This window comes from Ignavibacteriales bacterium (assembly GCA_016700155.1).
GTDB lineage: Bacteria > Bacteroidota > Ignavibacteria > Ignavibacteriales > Ignavibacteriaceae.
Genome location: CP065001.1, coordinates 297,165 through 318,650, shown reverse-complemented (window position 1 = coordinate 318,650; position 21,486 = coordinate 297,165). Strand labels below are relative to the sequence as shown.

17 protein-coding genes are annotated in these 21,486 nt (G+C 36.0%); 3 read left to right on the top strand and 14 right to left on the bottom strand.

Annotation, left to right across the window (positions count from 1 at the left end; all coding sequences use genetic code 11):
• Positions 1-49: 49 nt before the first annotated feature.
• The 14 genes from IPM56_01260 to IPM56_01195 form a co-directional block, all read right to left on the bottom strand.
• Positions 50-3,076 carry a CHAT domain-containing protein gene (locus tag IPM56_01260; protein ID QQS36612.1) on the bottom strand — a complete coding sequence of 1,009 codons (3,027 nt, stop codon included), beginning with the start codon at positions 3,074-3,076 and terminating at the stop codon, positions 50-52.
• A gap of 139 nt (positions 3,077-3,215) precedes the next feature.
• Positions 3,216-4,367, bottom strand: a complete 1,152-nt coding sequence (locus IPM56_01255) for a T9SS type A sorting domain-containing protein (GenBank protein QQS36611.1) — start codon at positions 4,365-4,367, stop codon at positions 3,216-3,218.
• A gap of 349 nt (positions 4,368-4,716) precedes the next feature.
• A complete protein-coding gene (locus IPM56_01250; protein QQS36610.1) occupies positions 4,717-5,019 on the bottom strand; it encodes a HigA family addiction module antidote protein in 303 nt (100 codons plus the stop codon).
• A gap of 289 nt (positions 5,020-5,308) precedes the next feature.
• Positions 5,309-6,217, bottom strand: coding sequence for a site-specific DNA-methyltransferase (locus IPM56_01245; GenBank protein ID QQS36609.1), 909 nt, complete (start codon positions 6,215-6,217; stop codon positions 5,309-5,311).
• Entirely contained in the window at positions 6,214-7,074 is an 861-nt protein-coding gene (locus IPM56_01240) for a hypothetical protein (protein QQS36608.1), read from the bottom strand. Before IPM56_01240 ends, IPM56_01245 begins: the two co-directional genes overlap by 4 nt.
• A gap of 98 nt (positions 7,075-7,172) precedes the next feature.
• On the bottom strand, positions 7,173-8,798 hold the full coding sequence (locus IPM56_01235; protein ID QQS36607.1) for a DUF262 domain-containing protein: 1,626 nt from the start codon (positions 8,796-8,798) through the stop codon (positions 7,173-7,175).
• Between the two features lie 531 nt (positions 8,799-9,329).
• Positions 9,330-9,686, bottom strand: a complete 357-nt coding sequence (locus IPM56_01230; protein ID QQS36606.1) for a helix-turn-helix domain-containing protein — start codon at positions 9,684-9,686, stop codon at positions 9,330-9,332.
• A gap of 17 nt (positions 9,687-9,703) precedes the next feature.
• Positions 9,704-10,030 (bottom strand): hypothetical protein, encoded by a 327-nt coding sequence (locus tag IPM56_01225; GenBank protein QQS36605.1) that lies wholly within the window; start codon positions 10,028-10,030, stop codon positions 9,704-9,706.
• Positions 10,031-10,128: 98 nt separating this feature from the next.
• Positions 10,129-10,821, bottom strand: coding sequence for a hypothetical protein (locus IPM56_01220; GenBank protein QQS36604.1), 693 nt, complete (start codon positions 10,819-10,821; stop codon positions 10,129-10,131).
• A 239-nt stretch (positions 10,822-11,060) separates the two neighbouring features.
• On the bottom strand, positions 11,061-12,821 hold the full coding sequence (locus IPM56_01215; protein QQS36603.1) for a hypothetical protein: 1,761 nt from the start codon (positions 12,819-12,821) through the stop codon (positions 11,061-11,063).
• A 109-nt stretch (positions 12,822-12,930) separates the two neighbouring features.
• Positions 12,931-13,464, bottom strand: coding sequence for a T9SS type A sorting domain-containing protein (locus IPM56_01210; GenBank protein ID QQS36602.1), 534 nt, complete (start codon positions 13,462-13,464; stop codon positions 12,931-12,933).
• Between the two features lie 53 nt (positions 13,465-13,517).
• A complete protein-coding gene (locus IPM56_01205; protein QQS36601.1) occupies positions 13,518-13,859 on the bottom strand; it encodes a response regulator transcription factor in 342 nt (113 codons plus the stop codon).
• A 160-nt stretch (positions 13,860-14,019) separates the two neighbouring features.
• The gene (locus IPM56_01200; GenBank protein QQS36600.1) at positions 14,020-14,670 is read right to left on the bottom strand and encodes a response regulator transcription factor; all 651 of its coding nucleotides are present in this window, start codon (positions 14,668-14,670) and stop codon (positions 14,020-14,022) included.
• Positions 14,660-17,776: a hypothetical protein gene (locus IPM56_01195; GenBank protein ID QQS36599.1), complete on the bottom strand. Its 3,117-nt coding sequence runs from the start codon at positions 17,774-17,776 to the stop codon at positions 14,660-14,662. The genes IPM56_01200 and IPM56_01195 overlap by 11 nt, the downstream gene beginning before the upstream one ends.
• A 633-nt stretch (positions 17,777-18,409) precedes the next feature.
• On the opposite strand from IPM56_01195, the gene IPM56_01190 reads away from it, so the two are divergent.
• From IPM56_01190 to tssK, 3 genes are read left to right on the top strand one after another with little or no spacing between them, the layout of a single operon-like run.
• Positions 18,410-19,630: an FHA domain-containing protein gene (locus IPM56_01190; GenBank protein ID QQS36598.1), complete on the top strand. Its 1,221-nt coding sequence runs from the start codon at positions 18,410-18,412 to the stop codon at positions 19,628-19,630.
• 27 nt (positions 19,631-19,657) lie between these two features.
• Positions 19,658-20,095: a type VI secretion system lipoprotein TssJ gene (gene tssJ / locus IPM56_01185; GenBank protein ID QQS36597.1), complete on the top strand. Its 438-nt coding sequence runs from the start codon at positions 19,658-19,660 to the stop codon at positions 20,093-20,095.
• Between the two features lie 48 nt (positions 20,096-20,143).
• Positions 20,144-21,484 carry a type VI secretion system baseplate subunit TssK gene (gene tssK / locus IPM56_01180; protein ID QQS36596.1) on the top strand — a complete coding sequence of 447 codons (1,341 nt, stop codon included), beginning with the start codon at positions 20,144-20,146 and terminating at the stop codon, positions 21,482-21,484.
• The last annotated feature ends 2 nt before the right edge of the window (positions 21,485-21,486 follow it).

Genomic DNA, 21,486 nt, shown 5'->3' with positions numbered 1-21,486 from the left:
TAATCAGTGCGCATCAAAATTGTCTGTGTCATCTGTGTTCTATTTCCTCTCAGTTATTTCCGCCAATCAGAACAAACCCTGCCCAGGATCTTGGTCTTGCTGTTAAGTTATCTTTTATCAGGTTCAGCTTTGCATGCCTAAGTGATTCAGAATAATTCTTATTCTCTGCAACTTGTTTATAAAATTCTACCATCAATTCGCTTGTGTGTTTATCCGGAATTTTCCAAAGTGAAAAAATAATATTGTCTGCACCTGAATAAATAAAACCGCGTGTTAACGCCATCAGTCCTTCCCCTTTAACAAGTTTACCTATTCCGCTTTCACAACTGCTTAACACAACAAGGTCAGCATTCAGTTCAAGATTATAGGCTTCATTCGAATATAATATTCCGTCATCAGTGCTGAAGATTTCATCCTGCTTAGCAAACACTATTCCCGACAATTCAGGATGTTCATCATTAATAAAACTATGAGATGCGATATGAATTATATCATACCGGCTTACATTAGTTTTAAAAGAGGTCTCGCTCGCATCCTCATAAAACAATCCTGCCGATTGCTTTGCAAGAGTCTTTGATGCTAAAATTTCCAAAGCCGATTTTACTTCCCACTCACTGTATTTAAGTTCATCATAATTTTTTCCATCAGCGGAAACCGAACGTAAAACTTCTGCAGGCAATGATGATACCGAAGCGATGTTCACATTGTTGATTGTATATCCGTTCTTCCCTGTTTTTGAAAAAACCGGGGCGAATCCAATAAAGTTTTTATCATTTGACTTTCTGTCAGCTTCCAAACTGTTCAGATATAGTGCTGCTGAATTCTGATACTGAATATCAAAAATTTTAACAAGGTAAGGTAACTCAGAATAATCAACCTGGTTGTTTGACTTAGCGGAATAACTGTTTCCGAATAAAGCCTCAAAAGGAATTTTGTACAGAATATCGTGCGGCACAAAAACTATTCGTTCAGCGTTAATTATTTTTTCTTTAATGGGATAAATCAACAACCCGCTAAGCGCTTCTGCCGATGATAAATATTTTTGAGTCTCGGCTTTTACAATCGATGAATAAAAATTCTTTATGAGTTCAGAAAAATTTTCGGGTTTGTTTACTGACAGAACATCATAACTATTTTGTGATATTACAAAAATGTAAATCGATTTTTCTCCGGTGAAATACTGAACAACGGTTGTAGCGTCATTTAATTTATTCTGAAGTTCATTCACACCGGGAGTTCTGGAATCATATTTAAGCCTGTAGTATTCAGGGAAGTCTTTTTCAAGTTTTGCAACAAACTTCTCATAATCATTCGATAAGCTGAACAGTGAATCCCTGTATCCATTTATTTTTTGTGCATCAGATTTATTCTTCTTTAATATTTCGTTCTGCAACTGTGAGTCATAAAACGCCAGACTTACTTTTAATCGTTTTTCTTCTTCAACTATATTTGAAGGAAGTTTACCAAATTGTTTTGCTTTTGATTCGGCTAACTGTTCATAAAGTACAACAGCCTTACTCCGCTCAGCAAAATAAAATGCTTTGTTTTTATAACTATCATCTCTGGTGCTTTCAAATAAATTAATACATGTTTGAATTGCGCGGTCATAAATGACTGATGCTTTTTCACCGAGAAATAATTTTGAACCTTCATTCCTGTAGCCCGTCCGTATTTTTTCAATCAGTTTATCCGCGGAATTATAAATTGATAAAACATCCGCATAATTTGCTTTGCTGTCCCCCGCGATCAGGGAGGAAACTATCATAGCCTTTGTTTTGAGCGCGTTCAATAAATCAGTTTCAGAAATAATATTATCCAGCGGAAGTGTCCCTGAAATAGTTGAATCTTCATATTCTGGGATAAGTGAAGAAATAGTTTTTTGACAATAACTAAGAGCAGTGTTAAAATCTTTTCTTCGCATGTAAACTTCTGTCATATTCTGATAGAGATGAGACACTTCGAAATGTTTATCGCCCAGAAGATTAAGATTTATCTGAAGTCCTTTATTGTATTGCTCAAGTGCTTTTTCATCTTCTCCTTTTTCAAAATACACCAGACCAATATTCATATAACTTTTTGCTACATCATTATGTTCTTCACCTAATATCTGCTGCCTTATCATTAATGATTTCTGATGATGAACCAGCGCGCTGTCAAGTAAATTCAGTTTCCAGTAAGCTAGTCCAAGATTATTGCAGCTTGATGCAACCTGAAGATGTTTTTCCCCAAGCTGTTTTAATCTTATACTAAGTGCTTTTTGATGCACGTCAACAGCTTTGTTATAATCGCCTTGTTTATAGTAAACGAGTCCAAGATTACTGTAACTTGAAGCAATGTGCGGATGATTTTCTTTCAGGAGACGTAACCGGATGTCGAGAGCTTTTTCATGCAGCTGAATCGCCTTATCCAGATCCTCACGGTCTTTATAAATATTGCCAAGATTGTTGTACGCTATTGCAACTAAAGGATTATCCTCCCCGAATATTTTTATTTTCAGATCGAGTGATCTTTGAAAGTATTCAACCGCTTTATCATGATCTGCTTTCTCAGCATAAACTATCCCGATGCCGTTATAAATATCTGCGACTTCAATATTTTCTTCACCGGATAACGAAATTCTGATCGCAAGTGCTGTGTTATAATTGGAAAGTGATTCATCATAATTACCATTGTACCAGCAGGCATTGCCGAGATAAAAATATGAATCTGCTGTCTCCGCACTTTTATTACCTGTTTTATTAATAGAAAGATTCAGTGTATTGTTTAATAGTTTGTAAGATGAATCAATTTTACCAAGAGCAATTAATGTCCGCCCTATCCTGTTAAGACTGTTCACAGAACTCTTCCAGAGGGATTGATTATCAAACTTTTCAGCTAATGAACTGTAAATAATATTTGATCTTTCAAATGAAAGAAGAGCGCTGTCGTACTTTGCGGTTTCCAAAAAAGTTTTACCGTGATTAAAATACTTTTGCGCTTCCGAAGTATCTGCAAGGACGTAATCCTGCTGCGGCAGTGAAGTTTTTAAACCGGTTACGCACAGCAGTACAAAAAGATATCCTGTTAAAATTCGCATTTGGTTTTCCGTTTAAGACTATTATAAGAGGCTGGAATAAATATTACTACTTTGCATTGAAAATGCAAGATATCAGGAGCAGTGAGTTATATTCACATTATTTTGATTGTGAATTATTTCTAATATAAAATATCGGAGTTTATTTTAATAGAATCATTTTTCTTGTTTCAATAAATCCCTGTCCTGAGCCTGACGAAGGAGAACCTGCCTGTAACCTGTAGAAATAAACACCGCTGTTAAGATTAGCAGCATTAAAATTAATCACATAAGTGCCTGCGGGTTTTTCTTCGTTTACCAATGTTGTTATTTCGTTACCCAATATATCATAGACTTGTAACATCACGTGCAGAGACGAAGCGTGCCTCGTCTCTACGTTTGGTATTGCGTATTGAATTGTTGTTGATGGATTAAACGGATTAGGATAATTCTGTGATAATCTAAAATCAGTTACAACAATTGATTCATCTTCAACAAAAACAGGGCTGCCGGCGTTTATCCATGCTGTATAAATCAGGCACGTTAATTTGAAAGAGGCATTTTTAAAAAGTTTTGTTGTAAACTCTTTGCTCAGTTCCCAGAGTTTCAGATAGTAAGTTGTGCTGTTTGTATTACCCGCAAAAGCTTTTGCAATACTGTCACATCTTAAAACCGAATCGACATAAAGATAATTTTCATAAACAGTTTCAAAAACAAATTCAGAAATGTCAGTAATGTAAAAAACACTATCGCCTGCGTACGAAATCTGGTTGCTGTACCGGTTTATCATATCGGACTCATACCTGCTGTGCACTCCGCTCTGCCCCGTATATTGACCGTTGTAATTCCTTGTAAGGTGAAGCGGCATATGCATATCACCGATGTAATGACCAAGGTCGGCTGCGGTAAGCATAGCATTACTGAAATCATTATTCTGGAAATAATTCTGAAGTGTAGCCGTCGTTTGCAAAACAGCCCATGGCAAAGTTCCCTGATCCATAACGAATGAATAGCCGTGCAATGCAACTAAAGAATCAAAGTTTTGAGAGATTCTGCCGGTCGATACAAATTCCGGGTAATTATCAATATCTATATAGTGCTTTGGTGCCTCAGTCGGATCGGTTGATTTTCTGTAATCAGCATCAGAACCGTGTGCGGCTAATGAATCAGACCAGCTTTCCCAGAAAGTCATTTGCGGTGTTACAGACAGGATAGTTCTTTGATTTATTATCCGGTGACCAACACTCCCCCACCCTAAAAATAAAATAGAAAAAAGAGGAATAACAACGAGCGATAATTTTGTTTTGGTTTTCATAAATACAATTTAATATAACCAATTAAGTCTTATTCTCTAACATCATTAAGAATAGAGTCGTGCCCTAATTTCACTTATAGCTTCAAATAACCAATCTGTCATTCTGAATTCATTTCAGAATCTTTTCAATTAAGTAGATCCCGAATGGCAATGCCATCGGGATGACTAATTGTGAAATTAGGACACTACTAAGAATTGTACAGCTATCGATGCTAAATCTGCAAACATTTTCGGGGGGAGTGGGTTGGTCAGAGTTATTTTATTTCTTTATACGATATTGTTTACCCGTCTTTGGCGGGAATGTTTACTTACCTGTCCGTATTAGGGGAACTAAAGATGTTAAACCGATTTAACTGACTTTTGATAATCTCTTTACTTCACTTTTTAGTCTGTCTTTTAGTTTGTCTTTTTCTATTTCTAAATTATACCTCATCTGCAGGTTCAGCCAAAATTTTTCTGACAAGCCAAAGTATTCCGATAGTCTTAAGGCTGTATCTGCTGTTATTGCTCTTTTACCAAGAACGATTTCGTTTATTCTCCTGGCAGGAACATTTATATCTTGTGCTAATCTGTACTGACTGATTTCCATTGGAATTAAAAATTCTTCAAGCAGTATTTCACCTGGATGTATTGGTTCTATTTTTTTATTCATATTATTTATCCTTAAGAACGCTACTTAACTGATTCGAAACCGATAATTATTTTTTTGTTTATTTACTTGTCCGGTTTTAACGGATTAATGATGTTATACCGAATAGTCGGGACAAGTTGTTAAAACACCACACAGTGTTTATGATGATTTAAAATATTTCCTGAGTGTTTATTTCACCAATGTTACTTTTTAATAGATCTACCCGAACTTTATTCATGGTATTGTCCGTTTGCTTAATTGTCCGTCTTTGATGGATTAAAGCGGTTATGTGGGACTCTTTTAAAAATTATTAAAATAATTTCAATTGGGATTTTAAGGAATCAATTCTTTTTTCGGCTAATTTTATGTATGCGTCATCTGTATCGAAGCCGATATATTTTCTTTCCGATTTCAAAGATGCGATAGCAGTTGTTCCGCTCCCCATAAAAGGGTCTAATATAATATCATTTTTAAAAGAGAATAATTGAATTAACCTAAAAGGTAACTCTTCGGGAAATGGAGCTGGGTGTCCAATTCTTCTGGCGCTTTCTGCATTCATTGTCCAAATAGACTTTGTCCATTCCATAAATTGTTCTTTAGTAATGGTATTTATTTTATTGTGCATTTCTTCTTTTTTTCTAGTCCTTTTATAATCTCCTTTTGAAAAAATCAGAATATATTCGTGAATATCACGAAGGGTTGGGTTTGAAGCGGATTGCCAACTCCCCCAAGCTGTGGATGGACTAGCGCTTGCAGCTTTATTCCAAATAATTTCTCCTCTCATTTTGTACCCAATATCGATCATAATCTTTGAGACATAATCTGATAAGGGGATATATGGTTTTCTACCTAGATTAGCTACATTAATACACGCACGACCACCATTCACTAAGACGCGATAGGTTTCAGTAAATGCATTTTTTAATAAACCTAAATATTCTTCTAAAGATAAATCCTCATCATAATCTTTAGATACATTATATGGTGGAGAAGTTATCATAAGATGAATTGAATTAGCAGGAATCATTGACATATTTTCACAGGAACCTAGAATAATTGTATTAACTAATTCAACAGGAAGCAAATTTTGAGAATCAACTAATCTCTCTTCACTCTTCAATTCTTTATATAATTTCGAATCATAAAATTTAGAAGAATCATGATTGATTCTACCGTTTGTGCCAAATGAACTTGTTTTTGTGCCTTCTCGCTTTTTCATTGTTCTCTTATTAATTCTAAAAATCTTTCAGCTTTTCCAACATCAGTGCCTTCACGACTAGCTATAGTTATTATTTCACCAAGTCTTCTCTTAGATACCATGGATGAAAAGTAATTAATGTCTTGATTCAATAAATTGACTATGTATTCTCTCAATATTTCAACAGTTTCGATTGTTCTAAAACCAGAATTAGGAGTATTGCTTACATATGTCGTATTGGTAGGAGTCGGATTGAGCGATAAAAAACCTTGTATCACGCCAGCAGTTTTTAGGTAATCAACCTTGTGAATGTAACTATCTGTAATTGGACTGTTGCCTAAAATTACAATAGGAATCTTTGTCGAAGCAGCACCAGAAACACGAATGTTAATTGCTTTACCTATTGCTTTTAACATTGAATCAGAACGTAATAAAGCTGGATTTCCTTTATGTGATTTATAATCTCCAACAAATTCCACATTTTCCTGACCTAAGTATCTATAATTTGAAACGACACTCATTTTTATTTCAAAAATGATTTTAACATTATTTGCTGTCTGGTTAACACTATTTGTGGTACAAAAAGCTAAATCCGCTGAGGAGCGATTTGGCAACCCAATTTCCTCACAAATTACTCCATTCACAGCATATAAGTCAGATGCTCTTGCAATTGGGTCTAATAAATTTCTTGTCCACCTTTCAGTAAATTGGCCAATTAATGAATTCCTTGATTGAAGTGTCTGGCCTTCTCCATTAATTCCTCTGGGAACATAAGCATAATTTACACCTTGTAAGTTATAAAATAATTGTTCTGGAGCTGCAAAGTTGCGCAAAGCTTCAATAAAAAATTGCCTTTCAATTTCATTAGTCCACAGCATTAATACCTCAATTTTAATAAAGAAAAGTAATGATTTTGTACAGTAGAAACTTCTTTATCAGAATGAAAGAAATTATTTTTTGCTCTTGTGATTTTGCACTATTCTCTTATTGATGATTTTCTATCAATTGATTGAATGATTATTCTCTTTTTTAATTCTTTTGAAAAAGCATTAATTCTCTTTCTGAAGAATGTATCATAATCATTTTCCCAGATGCCAAAAGAATCAATATCAATTAAATGAGATTGCATTGATTCTGCCAAATCTGGATTTTTATCTTTAAACGATTTCATATACTGTGCTGGGCTTTTTGCTCGAATTACATTTTTATTTAAGAAATCATCAACTAAAGTAATATTAGCAATATGGTTTATGTAACGATAGTCTTCACCATTAGTTTTTAAATATGATTTTGGAAAAAAATGATGATAGTTTTTACTGTTGGCTTGTTTTAACCAATCGTTACTTAACCTAACAATAGAATTATCCACAAATGATTTTGGCTCGTGATGAGCCAAGAGACATAAAATAGCTTTGATATATGCAGCAGAGGCACTAAACCAGCCATTTGTCTCGATAAATTCAGGAGATATGTCGACAGAATAATCATACTTGGGCAACTTGTCAGAAAGAATTTTATCTATCCTTTTAATGTCTTGTGCAACTCGACTTTCCAAACTGCTTGAGTATCTAGAAGTAAGGCTAGTGCGCCAAAAAAAATCTTCTAAATATTTTTGTTTTCTCCCAATTGGTCTGTTTTTATGCTTGAAGAAAAAATAGCTGAACGGAATTAACATTGCATTGTAAGGTAAGAGTTTTGATACAGGTATTCGATAGTAATTTCTAAAATATTCTACTGATTGTTCTATCGCATCAATAGCTTTTTCCCAAATATTAATGAATTTGTCTTTGTCCAATTTTAAAATATGTTTTTTAGAACACTCCTTGACCAACAAAACAGAAACAGTTTGAAGAATGGTAGCATTCGAAATTGTCTCATAATCAACTATTTCTAATCTCTCAATTAATTCATCAAACTTTTCTGCCAAATCAAATTTTTTCTTAGGATCAAATGTTTTGGCGACCATTATTTCAAAGACGGATAGTGGTTGACCGGTTACATTAATCCTTGTGAATATTTCAGTTGCTACATCAATCGGTGCATCGCGTATCAAAACGATTGAGAATGAATAAGACTGTAACCGGGTTTTATATCTATCAATTTTTTCATAATGTTTTTCATAGTTATTAGCGAAATACTTTATACCTTTATTCATTAAATCACATAATTTGATAATGTTTGACGGCTCTTTTTCAGAAATGTCAATAATTAGTATATCTTCATCTTCTTCAGCTAATAAGTCAACATATAATTCTGAGAAGTCATCTGATACTCCATTTCTTTGAATTACTAAACCCTTAATACAGCAGTAAAGTGTAGTCAATCGTTGTTGTCCATCAAGAACATACTGTATAAATTCACCGTGGGGTGTCGCAGGCAAATTAATTTTACCGAGATTCTTGATCGTTCGTAATGCTTCCTTTGTTTTCCAAAGAATAAATGTTCCAATTGGATAACCTTTTAGTATGCTATCAATTAGTTTTGCTGATTTTTCTTTTGTCCATATAAAATCTCTCTGGAATTGAGGGATCTTTATTAAACCCTTATCGATGTCACTCATTAATGTAGAAAATTGTATTCCTTGTGGTTCAGGTTGATTCATAAAAACTCCTTTAATATTTGATTTTGTGTAACTAATAATTATTCCGCCAGCATACGGTCTATCATTTCGAAGGAAGTATGTATGACATATCTACTTCAAAATTTAATGTAGTGTAACGCGTCGGTATGGCAAAATATTATCCCGCATAAATTCTTACTACTTACTTCTTTCTTCTGGCTTCTGCTAAAATTATTTTTCTCCCGCTCTGCTTTTCATACAATCATAATATGTACACCTGCCATCAAGCACTGCCCCGGGATTTAAAGGGTTCTAAAGGGGCGTATAAAATCAATTCCAACTTAAATTAATTCATAAGTACTTTCAATATTTAAAATAAAAACGCCCGGGACGCCGGGCAGGAACGTCACCGGGCTGGGGGTGGTAATTATGAGTGTTGTTCAAGGCGTCCCAGTAAACAACAATTACCGCCATAAATTTAAATAATAAAAATCTTAATTACATCCATCAATAATTCATAACTCATAATTCATAACTCATAATTCATAACTCATAATTCATAACTCATAACTCTCAACTTCCTTCCCTTCTCTTCTCCTCAATAAACCTCTTCACCTCCTCCACCTTCCCCAGCGTCAGCCCGCTCAACTCATCCTGCAGCGGCAGTATTTTTTTCTCCCCCGCCAACCTGCTCAACTCAAACCTGTTTGGGTCAGCCAGCTTTTCATCCGGAACCCACTCAAGCAAATCGTGCGGAGTGCAATTAAGTAAAATGCACAACCTCTCAAGCACCTTTAAATTCAACTTCTCAACCTTACCCGTTGCTATATAAGAAGCAGTATGCGGAGAAAACCCCGCCCTCCTCAAAAACCCTGTAGGACTCTGAATCCCTCGTGCGGCAAACACCGCCTTAAAATTAATCTTTAACATAACTCACACCCTTTTCCTCATTTATTCAACAAAAACAAATAAAATTCTCTTAGGAATGTACTAAACGTGAACAGAAATGTACTTAATGTGAATGGAAATGTACTTAACTTGAACGGAAGTATACTTAATGTGAACTGAAATGTACTGAATGTGAACCGAAGTGTACTAAACTTGAACGGAAATGTACTGAACGAGAACGGGAATGTACTTAATGTGAATGGAAATGTACTTAACTTGAACGGAAGTGTACTTAATGTGAACTGAAATGTACTCAATGTGAACGGAAGTGTACTTAACTTGAACGGGAATGTACTAAACGTGAACGGAAATGTACTCCTTTTCAACCCAAAACTCCTTAATTAATTATAACTATCTCAACTGCCAGCCCAAAAAACGTTATCTCACTAACGTATCGTTATTAAATTATTTTATTAATTATTTATCAGGGATTCGGTCCTTCAGGCGGAGTTGAACCACCACCACCACCGCCGCCAAGATCAACTATCACTCTCGCGCTCTTGTACTCATTATAAAACTGAGTATCAGAAGTAGCAAAATTCTCCATCAATCCGTCAAGCACATCTTTAAGAACAACATCAGCCTGCTTGAACAGGTTTACCACTTCCTTACCTGCGGCTACCTGTACACCTCTGCTCGATTCCCTCGCGCCTAATGTCGGTTCATAAGCGGTTATCAGGTCACCGAAATCAGTTATATCAGCCGCCGCTATTCCATAACCCGCAAGTGCCGCAGCATTAGCATTCGCAGCCGTAAGCAAAATATTTGCCTGCGACTTTAAATCAGTATCACGCTGAGTAACAAAGAACGTTCGCTTCTTATCCCCCGTTTCTATAAGCACATTGTTCCCCGTGTTCACACCAAGCGCTTTGATATTCCCGGCAAACCTCACACACGCATTTATAAGTGCCGTCTTTGCCTGTCGCTTGTTCGCGGTTTTTCCCGTCGTTGCTTCTTCTTGCTCTGTATCTTTCGCTTCAATCTGTTGAACAAGAGTTTTAAAATTTAGGAGGGTTGATGCTATCGCGGTTATTGGGGCGGTCTTTGTGGTATTATCATCAAGCAGGTATATAACTGCTCCGTACATTGAGAGTTTATTCTCCAATGAATCTTCCATACTAACTCCTTCTATAAAGTGATAGTTAGTGAGATAATTTTTTCTTCGGGATTTCTGACTGTAATCGGAAGCCAAAATAATTTTGATACCTGTCAAAGTCAAGACAGGAGTGTGTGATTAGAGAATTGTAATTAAGCACTGTAAGGATGGGTGCAGAAATGATAGATTGAATAGATGAATGATCAGAAAAAAAATGCTCAGGATAATAGCTCCTGAGCATTTATTAATAACACAACCTGTTATGGTTTATAAACTGTGAATGCGAAAGTTTTATCTGCACTTACTAATCCCGAAACAAGTATATCATAAGTACGGATTAATAATTTACCATCAACACTGCTGAATACAGCGGTTCCCGAACCTACTGCATTTACGTTGACAATGTAATTGCTGAGGACGAAATCCTCCCCTGTTATTGTGATGTCATAATTCCCTGCAGAAGTTCTTGTAACACTAAAATTTCCTGTACCTGTATTTATTGCACCGACTGTTGAAACGTTTCCGTAACAGATCGGAAGCAGGTTCGCATTACCTGTTGTGGATCTGTTAATTTCCCCGGTGGTTCGTATGTTACCGGCAACATCAAGTTTTTGCGCAGGTGCTGTTGTACCGATTCCCACGTTTCCATTTCCATTCACACTGACCACATCCTGACCCGATGTCCCGTTGAAATAATAAATATTAAATTGTGATGAAGCATCTGTTGCCTGGCTCCTTGATGCGATAGTCCAGTATTTTCCGTCAACACCTTCACTGCGGAAACTTATTCTGCCGAATCCGCCGTTTTCATTTTCACTTATCATTAACTGCGGACTTGTGCCCTGGCTGTTGTGAAAAATATCAAACTTAGCCTGCGGGTTAAATGTGCCAAGCCCGAGTAAACCGGTTTCTTTTAAAAACATCTGATAAGTATTGTTAGTGCCGAAAGCAAGCGAGTTGTTTTCCTGCATCATAAGCACACCGATCAATCCAAAGTCAGCCACTGTGTTGTTAAGTGATAGGATCATACCGTCATTTGAAGTTGCACCTGATGTAAAATTAGTGAGCCGCAGAACACTTGGTGAACCAAACAGCGGGTCTGTGCGGTGAAGTTGAAGCAGGTTCTGCGGAGTGTTTAAACCAATGCCGACATTACCTGTATTGTAAAAAGCATTTGTTCCGTTTGTACTCCACACACTGCTGCCGCTGCCGGTAGAGGAGATTGTTAAATTATTTCCGGAGGGAGTGATTGAAATATTACTGCCGGCAACAAGCGTAACGCTGTCTTTCAATCCGTTAAATGATTTTACTAATTGGTTTGTGCTGATGTCAGCGGCGACTAATGTTCCATCAACAATTTTATTTGATGTAACAGAATTGTTCGCGAGCAGAGTATTTGTTATACCTGATGCCTGTACAGAAAGTGTTACATTACCGCTGGTACCTCCGCCGAAAAGCCCGGTTCCCGCAGATACTCCTGTAATTGTTCCTCCGCCTCCTGTTCCGGTTGATGATATGGTAATGTTATTTCCAACAGGTGTTATAGTAACATTTGTTCCCGCAACGATGTTAACATTGTCTTTTAATCCGTTAACACTTTTAACCACTTCGCCTGAATTAATTTTATTTGCGGTTAATGAATTATCAGGAACTGTTTTGGAAATTAAACTATACGGCACGGAGGTGAGTTGAATTCTTGGTGTAAGCTCAGGATCAGAGGCGATTGAAATACCGACATATAGTTGAACATTGAAATCAATATTTATAGGATTAACACTTCCCAGTACTGTGCTGAAAACCCCGCCGTACACGGGAACTGATTTTGTCTCCGACCATACTTCTACACCACCGGCAGACACAAGATAAATTCTGAACGTGATGTTATAGTCACCGTCAGGAACTACAACTCCGGAATTATCTTTTAAAACTCCCTGGTAATTAATTGTTCCGGGAATTCCCTGAGAAAAAATATTTATGACGCTGAACAGGAACAGAACTGTGAATAATATTTTTGTTTTCATTTTTATTCCTTTCTTATTTAATAAAAGTCCCCGCAAAACGGGATTTCTGTTCAAATGATTTTATCATTTGAGCATCAGTCCTAAATGGACTTCTGATAAAATGAATCTGTCATTTTATCATCAGCATTTTTTTAGTTGAAATAAAATTGCCCGCAATTACCCGATAGATATATACACCCGATGCAAAGCCTGACGCATCGAAGCTTATATCATACCAGCCCGCTTCTTTATCTTCATTCACCAATTCCGCTACTTCATTTCCCAGAACGTCATAAACCTTTAATGACACACTACTTTTTTCGGGAACGGAGAATCTTATTTTCGTCGAAGGATTAAAGGGGTTCGGATAATTCTGTTCCATCCTGAAAGAAGAAGGAATGGTTTCCTTATCGTCAATACCGGTTACAGTAATTTGCGAATACACTGACCAGAACCCTGAGGTGTTCCGGTATGATGAACCAGAAATTATTCCGGTTACTGCTTCACCGACTGTCCCGGTAAGAATATATCCGCCGCCCTGTTGAGTCACTCCGCCGGAACTGAAAACACTTTGCGATACGCCGGATTGCGGATATGCAGCATTTGTAATCACAAGACTGATTACAACGAGAAAGATTTTTTGATAAATCCACTTTTGTCTCATATATGCTCCTTTTTTGTTTTTGTTTAGAACTGAATTAAAATGAATTAAGAGAGTTATCTTTTTATCACATCAATCACTTTGTACAGGTCTGACTTGCTTACAAACTCCACAGCACCGGCATTCATTGCAGCCTGTATTGTTGTATTGTCTTCGTACTGGGAGACGATGATCACTTTTGCATGTGGATTTAAGCTGATGATGCTTGCTGTAGCTTCGAGTCCATCCATCACTTTCATTTTTATATCCATCACAACCCAGTCCGGTTTTGATTTTTCATAAAGCGAAACCGCTTCAATGCCGTCGCTGCATTCTATTATCTCTTCAAAGTGTGTTGAATAAATACTTAACATCATCTTGCGTATTCTTTCATTGTCATCAACTAAAAGCAGTTTCATGTCTTTGTTTATTTTTAATTCAAAGATGGGTTCTGGCAGAAGGGAAATAAATCGGTGGACACTCTCATTCTTTATAGGTGGAAGCACCTATGATAATGTAGAATGTATAATGTACAATTTATAATCCGCCTGAGGCGGACAAGTTTTATAATGTAGGAGACTAAAGAAGAGCTTTATTACTGATTGCGAATTTAACCAGGCTGTGTGTGCCGCTAAGATTAAGTTTTTTTGAAATGTTGTTGCGGTGGTTTTCCACCGTCTTGTAACTTATATGAAGTTCATCAGCAATTTGCTGCGTGGTTTTTTCTGAGGCGATCAGTTTCAGAATTTTTCTTTCTGATATAGTAAGCGCATTTATACCGGGACTTTGACTAATCATTGATTCTTTATTCTTTAGTCGTGATACTAGAAATCCTGATATAACAGGGCTTATATAATATTCATTATTTAAAACCTTAATGATACAATCAACAATATCATTCACCGCGTTCTCTTTAAGAACATAACCCATGGCGCCTATATCAAGTGATTGATTGAAAATATCTTCATCCTTATACATAGTAAGAAAAATTATTTTTGTTTTGATGCTCAGTTCACCAATTCTCCTGGCAACTTCAAGTCCGCTTTGTTTGGGCATTTCTATATCAAGTATGCAAACATCAAATGTTTTTTGAGTAAGTGATTCAAGTGCAGATTCACCGTCACCTTTTTCAGTTATTTCATATTCACCCGTTGAAGCTAAAACGGATTTTATTCCCTGCCGCATCAATGGATGATCATCTGCAATAAGTATTTTTTTTCTATCCTGCATTTTGATAAGGGATCCTGATATTTATTTGTGTATTAAAAATTTCATTGGATGTAATTTCTAATTTACCATTAAGTAATGCGACGCGGTTATTTATATTCTTCAATCCGAATCCATGACTTGTCTCCAGACTGATTGTATTTATTCCTTTGCCGTTATCGCTTACTTCTATCTCAATGAATTGTATTTTTTTTAATATCCCTACTTTTGCTGCTGATGCATCCGAGTGCTTGATTATATTATTCAGGCATTCCTGTATAATTCTGAAAATATTAATCTCTTTCTCCTTACTAAAGAGTGAATCAATATTATCTATTTCCCTTTCAAATAAAATCGATGAACTGCTTTCAATATTTGTGATCATCGCTTCGAGTGCTTTTGTTAACCCGAGTCTGTCAAGCTGGTGCGGATGAAGGTTATAGGAAATCCTTCTTGCTTCATCGATTGTTGTATCGGCTGTACCGGAAATTTCTTCAAGCCTTGATTTCTCAAATCCTTCTTTTAATCCAAGCAGCGCAAGATTTTTAATAACCAGGAGATTCTGTCCTAAACTATCATGAAGTTCGGAAGCGATTCTTTTTCTTTCCTCTTCCTGCGAACTAATTAATCTTTTTGAAAAATCTATCTGCGCTTCTTTTTCATCTTTAAGCTGTCTGGTTCTTCTCTTATAAATGGAAAGAAGAAGTCCGGCAATTGTTATTACCATAATTCCTTTAAACCACCAGGTTAACCAGAACGGAGGATTGATAATAACCAATACCTGTGCAAAGTTTTTATTCCAGTTGCCGTAACTGTTTGTAGCTTTGACTTTAAATGTATATTCACCGGCATCAAGATGTGTGTAGTTCACAAATCTTCTTGAACCGGGATTTACCCAATCTTCATCAAAACCCTCCAGCATATATGAGTACATATTTTTATCCGGGGAAGTAAAATCCATGGATGAAAATTCAAATGAAAAAATATTTTCATTATAACTAAGAGTGATAGTATCAGTGAATGAAATATTTTTCTGTAAAGGATATTCTTCGTTAAACAATTTGAACGAAGTTATAAAAACAGGAGGGATGAAGTTGTTGCTCTCTAAACTGTCGGGATGAAAAAATGTCACTCCATCTATTCCGCCAAAATACATGTGCCCGGATTTTGTTTTAAGTCTTGATGAAGGATTAAAGCCTGAAGTTTGTATCCCGAACAACGCATCATAATTTTTAATCTCTCCCGTTGCAGCATTAATTTTCGAAATACCTTTTGCCGTTGATAACCACAAATTATTTTTGTCGTCCTCAAGAATTCCGAAAACTGAATTGGAAGAGAGACCATTTTCTTCCGAGATAACTTCAAAATTATTTTTTTGAGGTATGTATTTACACAATCCCCCTGTGTAAGTGCCGATCCATAAATTTCCTTTGGAATCATCAAGCATATCGGTAATTATATTATCCGGCAGTGAAAACTGATCATCCTCCTTCCGAAAATAACTGGTTATCGTGTTTGCTGTTCTGTCAAATTTATTCAAACCGAAGCTGTAGGTCCCTATCCATAGGTTGCCGGAATTATCTTCCACGATTGATGTAATATCATCGCCGGAAAGTTCGGGTTCAGTTTGTGATGAGTAATGTTTATATTCTTTCAACAACGGGTTGTATGAAGTTAAGCCGCCGCCGCCTGAAGCTCCAAACCAGATCAGTCCTTTTGAATCTTCAAATATTATTCTGACAAGATTAGCGCTTGGATTTTTTTTACCCGAATCAAGATTGTAGTAAGTAAATCGATTTGTTTTAGCATCATACTGGTTCAGTTCGCCGTAATAAGTTCCAAGCCACAAGTTATTTTTTTTATCATTATAAATGTAACGAACAATCTCGCCGTTCAAAGATCCATTCTTTTGTTTTGAAGTTGGGTAATGTTTAAAATTCTTATTTGCCGGATCGTAAGTGATAGCACCGGATTTATAAGTGCCCATCCATATTTTCCCTGCCTGATCTTCTTCCAATGAAAAGATGAAATAATCATTTAGTGAAGAATTGTTGAGATTAAAATTAAAAAACTTTTTGGGCTTGATGTCGACTTTGTTTAATCCACCGCCACTGGCTGCCAGCCACAGCATCCCGCTTTTGTCTTCATAAATATCACGTATGTCATTCGAAGTTATTTTACCGGATGATGATTTATCCGCCGAAAATTTTCGAATATTATTATCAGTCATATTTAAGATTGCCAGACCCTCGCCTACTGATGATGACATCCAGATCAACCCGTTACTGTCTTTAAATATTTTCCAGATATTTATAAATCCTTCAGTATCAACAATTTTAAACTCATTCTTTTCCGGGAAGAACTGATTTAATCCTCCGCCGGTTGTCGCTGCCAGCAGACTACCGTTATTCAATTCAACTATAGAAGATACGTTGTTAAAACTGATTGAGTTTTTATCCTTATCAGCCAAATATCTTTTAAATGTTTTGCTTACCGGGTTAAATAGATTCAGCCCGCCGCCTTCAGTACAGATCCAGATTCTGTTTTTGCTGTCTTCAAATACACTGAAGATTTTATCACTGCCGATAGTGTTTTTATTTTTTTCATCAAAGCGAAAGTGAATAAAGCCGCTATTGTTTTTTTCCATAAGGTTAAGCCCGCCGCCCCAGGTTGAAACCCAAATATTATTTTTCTTATCAACAAAAATATTTTGTACAATGTTTGAGCTTAACGAACTACTGTTATCCAAGTCATTTGTATAGCGTGTGAATGTTTCAGTTTCCGGATTAAATTTGTTTAACCCACCTCCATCCGTACCGATCCATAAATCGCCTGTAGAATCAATTGCTAAACACCAAATAAAATTGTTGGAGAGTGAGTTTATATTTCCTTTTTCATTCCTATAGACTTTAAATGAGTAGCCGTCATATTTATTTAATCCATCTTCTGTCCCAATCCACAAAAAACCCTGTTTATCTTGAACTATAGAATTAATAAAATTTGAAGACAAGCCTTCTGAACCAGAAAGCTCCTCAAACCTGAAGTTTGTATCCTGGGAATAGGTATTTTGGTTATACCCGCAAAAGATTAACGCCGTAAATATTACAAGTGTTCCAAATTGTTTAATCAATATTTTCAGTTTTTCGGCAAATAAGTTTGTGATAGAATTAATTGGATGACAGGATTCAGCATCAAAATAATGTTTACAAGGAATGCTGTCAACTATTCATAAACTTTAAACATCTCTGCCGGTATTTATTATTTTATGCTTATGAATAATTTGACGGTAAGTTTTGTTATTCACACTCTATTGACTATCGCTATGGATTCCTTTATTTTGATTGCGTTTCTGAATAAATAAATCAGAAATCTTCCGTTGCCTGCAATCGAGTACATTCAAGTTCAATTGAAATTGCGGGCTTAAACTACTTGGTACTTAGTCTGTTAAATATTAGAAAAATTTAAAATTTCAGGGGCATTTTTCTTTGAATGATCTGAGTCCTGTATTTATTGTCTCAGAGTTTTTTTAATTATTCATTCCTTTCCTTTGATATCGAAATCAGTTTTTGCCGACTGATTATGTTGAGTTTTTTGACCCGTATTGGAATAAAGTTCTATTTCCAATTACTGTCACTTGTACAATTATCTAAAATTCTGTGGAAACAATACGTAAAAAACCAATTCAATCTGTGACTAACGTGGCGAAGCTGTATTTAAACCAACCTTATTTCTTCTTTTTTAACTATCAATTAAATCTTTAATAATGAAACTCAAATTATCTATCAGCCGTCAGTCCGATTCCTCTCTTTCTCAGCAACTGGATTTTAACAGGTTCCCTGTTTTTATAGGCAGAGAAGAAAAAAATGATGTAATTCTGCCGGACCCATTTAAAGTCGTATCCAGAAAACATGCAAAGATTATCGACACTGAAGGTATACTCCAGCTTGTTGATCTTGAAGCTCCTAACTTTACTTATTTGAATGGTGAACGACTGCTTCCGAATGAAGAAAACGCGATTAAAACCGGTGATGTTATCCGCGTAAGTGATTATGAACTAATTGTAGAATTAGTGCGTGAAGTTGAAAAAGTAGCCGATGATGATCAGAAAACAATGGTATTCTCAAGTCCGTTTGCCGAAGATGTTGAAGCTTTTGCTGAAAACTTAAAATTACTTACGGCTAAATACGCTCTTGATGATTCACCGGCTAAAGCTGAAATGTTCAGGATTTCTGTACTGCAAAGTTTAAGCAGTATTGAAAAAAATGATGCAAGTAACATAATCGCCGAATTTTTTGCTGAAAGTTTTTTAGGCAGACAAATACCTGCTGCCCCCAGACAGCAGGAACAAAGTAAACCTGTTTTCGATTTTCCTGAATCCGCAATTCCAAAAGAAGTTGAACCGATTGCGCAGCAAACAAAATTTAAACCTGCTCAGACGGTGAGTACGGATTACTCTTTCAACTCACACTTTACAAATACTGTTGATGTTCTGCTTGATACATTCAGCAAGTTGATACAGGGTTTTCTTCATTTCCGCCAGGAATTTTTCGGCGTCACTATTTATCATACAATGCCATCAGGTTCACTAAAAGAATTGAAAGAATTTTTGTTTAATCCTGATATTTCATCAGATGAAGAAAAGAAAAGGATGGATCTTTTAAATGAAGAGATACAAAAACTTTTAACTCATCAGCTTGGATTGCTTGAAGGCTATAAAATTTCTATCACTGAAGGAAGCAAATCTCTTTTACAAAGTCTTGATCCGGAATTGATAGAGAAAGAATTGCAAAGTAAACAGTCCGGGTTAGATATTGGAAAAATTCTTCCCATCACGCAAAAGTCTAAGATACTTGATACAATAAAAGACAACTATCAAAAATATATGTCTGATCCGTATCATATAGAAAAAAAATATTTCAGACCTGCTTTTATGAAAGGTTATCAAAGCAGGATACTTGCAAAAAAACAGATCAACGAATACTAGAATTCAAACACAACTCCGGAGAACTAAATGAAATTAATTAAATACATACCATTACTATTATTGATTATCAACGCTGCGGGCTGCGGCGGCAGCAGTACAATGATGGTTAACATGTCCTGCGATGAAAACTGCAATAACAATAATGCTGTTGTGATAAAAATATTTCAGTTAAAATCTGCCGATAAATTCCGCACAGCAAGTTTTGAATCATTATTGAGAAGCCCTGAATCAGTGCTTGGCGATGATATGATCGCAAACGCAAAGTATGAAAAACTTATGGTACCAAATGAAAATTTTAATCTGAATGAACTTGAAATAAAATCAGATGCTATGTTCCTTGGAATTGTAGGCGACTTTCATTCCCCTGCAAAAGACGGATGGCTGCAAGTAGTTTCACTTGAAGATGGTCCTGATGAATTGAAAATATTAATTCACGAAAATTCACTTTCAGTTGTTGCTGAATAAAATCCTGCTGTTACTAACACACAAAAACCAGGGAGAAAATTTAATACGATGAAATTTCAGAAAGTCGTTTGGTACGAAGGAATGAAACTGGATCCGCACCACTTTCAACAGGCGGATAAATACAGTCAATACTATACCAACTCAAGAATAAATACTCAGAACCCAAATTCGTGGGGACTTAAAGAATTACAATTTGATGATGCCGCAATTTCCGGCGGTTCTTTCGGATTAGTAAGATGCAGCGGAGTAATGCCGGATGGATTACTGTTTGATATGCCGGGTAATGATCCGCTACCAAAGAACAGGAACTTCGATTCACTTTTTTCCGCTACTTCAGAAAAACTTGATGTGTTTCTTGTAATACCTTCCGAAGTAGCCGGCGGCAACAACTGCCTGTTAGACGAATCCGCTTCAAATAATAATTCAAGGTTTACTCTTCAGAATTTTGAAATGCTTGATTTCAATACAGGAACAAACCTGCGTAATGTTGGTGTGGTAAAATCTAATTTTCAGTTCAGGTTCGGTGATGAAAATCTTGAAGGATTCAGTTCAATAAAAATCGGTGAACTTGCAAGAAGCAGTGACGGAAAATTCACAATGAACCGTGAATATATTGTTTCATCAGTTTCCATTTCCGCTTCAGAAGTTCTGCTTGATCATATTCGCGGAATACTTAGTGCACTTGTTTCCAAAAGCAAGGAACTCAGAACACAGGCAAGTATCAACAAACCTGAATTGTCAATCACACAGGTTGAAATACTAATGATGCTTCATTCAATTAATACTTTTATTCCGCTATTAAATTATTATTACTCATCCAAACACGAACACCCGGAAAGTCTTTATACAATTTTTCTTAATCTTGCAGGACAGCTTTCAACATTTACTAACCTCGGACTTAAAGCGGAAGATTTTCCTGTTTATGATCACAGGCATCTGACGGAAATATTTAACCAGATGATCCTTGAAATAAACGGAATGCTTAATGTTCAAAAGACAGTTGAAAGAAAAGACATCATCATTACATTAAGAAGACAGGCTGATACATTGTTTGTCGGGCAACTCTCACCGAATCATGTACAGGCGCAGTTCTTCATAGCTGTAAAAGGAGATATTCCCGAGAAGAAAATCATTACAGAACTACCGAAGAATATAAAGATCTCCGCTTACGAAGAAATTTTTGCAGTGCATCAAGCAGGCATACAGGGTTTGACAATTGAATATATTGCACGCCCGCCTGCAGGAGTTTCTATCGATGACAAGGCTCACTACTTCAAGATAAATAAGGAAGGAAGATTCTGGGAAAAAATAGTCGGTAAAAATAATGTGGCATTTTTTATCGCTTCAGAATTTAAATCACTTCAAATGGAATTAGTACTGTTACCCTAACA

Excerpts from the sequence above, each read along its gene's own strand:
- IPM56_01260 (QQS36612.1), bottom strand. The coding sequence starts at position 3,076 with ATGCGAATTTTAACAGGATATCTTTTTGTACTGCTGTGCGTAACCGGT.
- IPM56_01255 (QQS36611.1), bottom strand. The coding sequence starts at position 4,367 with ATGAAAACCAAAACAAAATTATCGCTCGTTGTTATTCCTCTTTTTTCT.
- IPM56_01250 (QQS36610.1), bottom strand. The coding sequence starts at position 5,019 with ATGAATAAAAAAATAGAACCAATACATCCAGGTGAAATACTGCTTGAA.
- IPM56_01245 (QQS36609.1), bottom strand. The coding sequence starts at position 6,217 with ATGAAAAAGCGAGAAGGCACAAAAACAAGTTCATTTGGCACAAACGGT.
- IPM56_01240 (QQS36608.1), bottom strand. The coding sequence starts at position 7,074 with ATGCTGTGGACTAATGAAATTGAAAGGCAATTTTTTATTGAAGCTTTG.
- IPM56_01235 (QQS36607.1), bottom strand. The coding sequence starts at position 8,798 with ATGAATCAACCTGAACCACAAGGAATACAATTTTCTACATTAATGAGT.
- IPM56_01230 (QQS36606.1), bottom strand. The coding sequence starts at position 9,686 with ATGTTAAAGATTAATTTTAAGGCGGTGTTTGCCGCACGAGGGATTCAG.
- IPM56_01220 (QQS36604.1), bottom strand. The coding sequence starts at position 10,821 with ATGGAAGATTCATTGGAGAATAAACTCTCAATGTACGGAGCAGTTATA.
- IPM56_01215 (QQS36603.1), bottom strand. The coding sequence starts at position 12,821 with ATGAAAACAAAAATATTATTCACAGTTCTGTTCCTGTTCAGCGTCATA.
- IPM56_01210 (QQS36602.1), bottom strand. The coding sequence starts at position 13,464 with ATGAGACAAAAGTGGATTTATCAAAAAATCTTTCTCGTTGTAATCAGT.
- IPM56_01205 (QQS36601.1), bottom strand. The coding sequence starts at position 13,859 with ATGAAACTGCTTTTAGTTGATGACAATGAAAGAATACGCAAGATGATG.
- IPM56_01200 (QQS36600.1), bottom strand. The coding sequence starts at position 14,670 with ATGCAGGATAGAAAAAAAATACTTATTGCAGATGATCATCCATTGATG.
- IPM56_01190 (QQS36598.1), top strand. The coding sequence starts at position 18,410 with ATGAAACTCAAATTATCTATCAGCCGTCAGTCCGATTCCTCTCTTTCT.
- tssJ (QQS36597.1), top strand. The coding sequence starts at position 19,658 with ATGAAATTAATTAAATACATACCATTACTATTATTGATTATCAACGCT.
- tssK (QQS36596.1), top strand. The coding sequence starts at position 20,144 with ATGAAATTTCAGAAAGTCGTTTGGTACGAAGGAATGAAACTGGATCCG.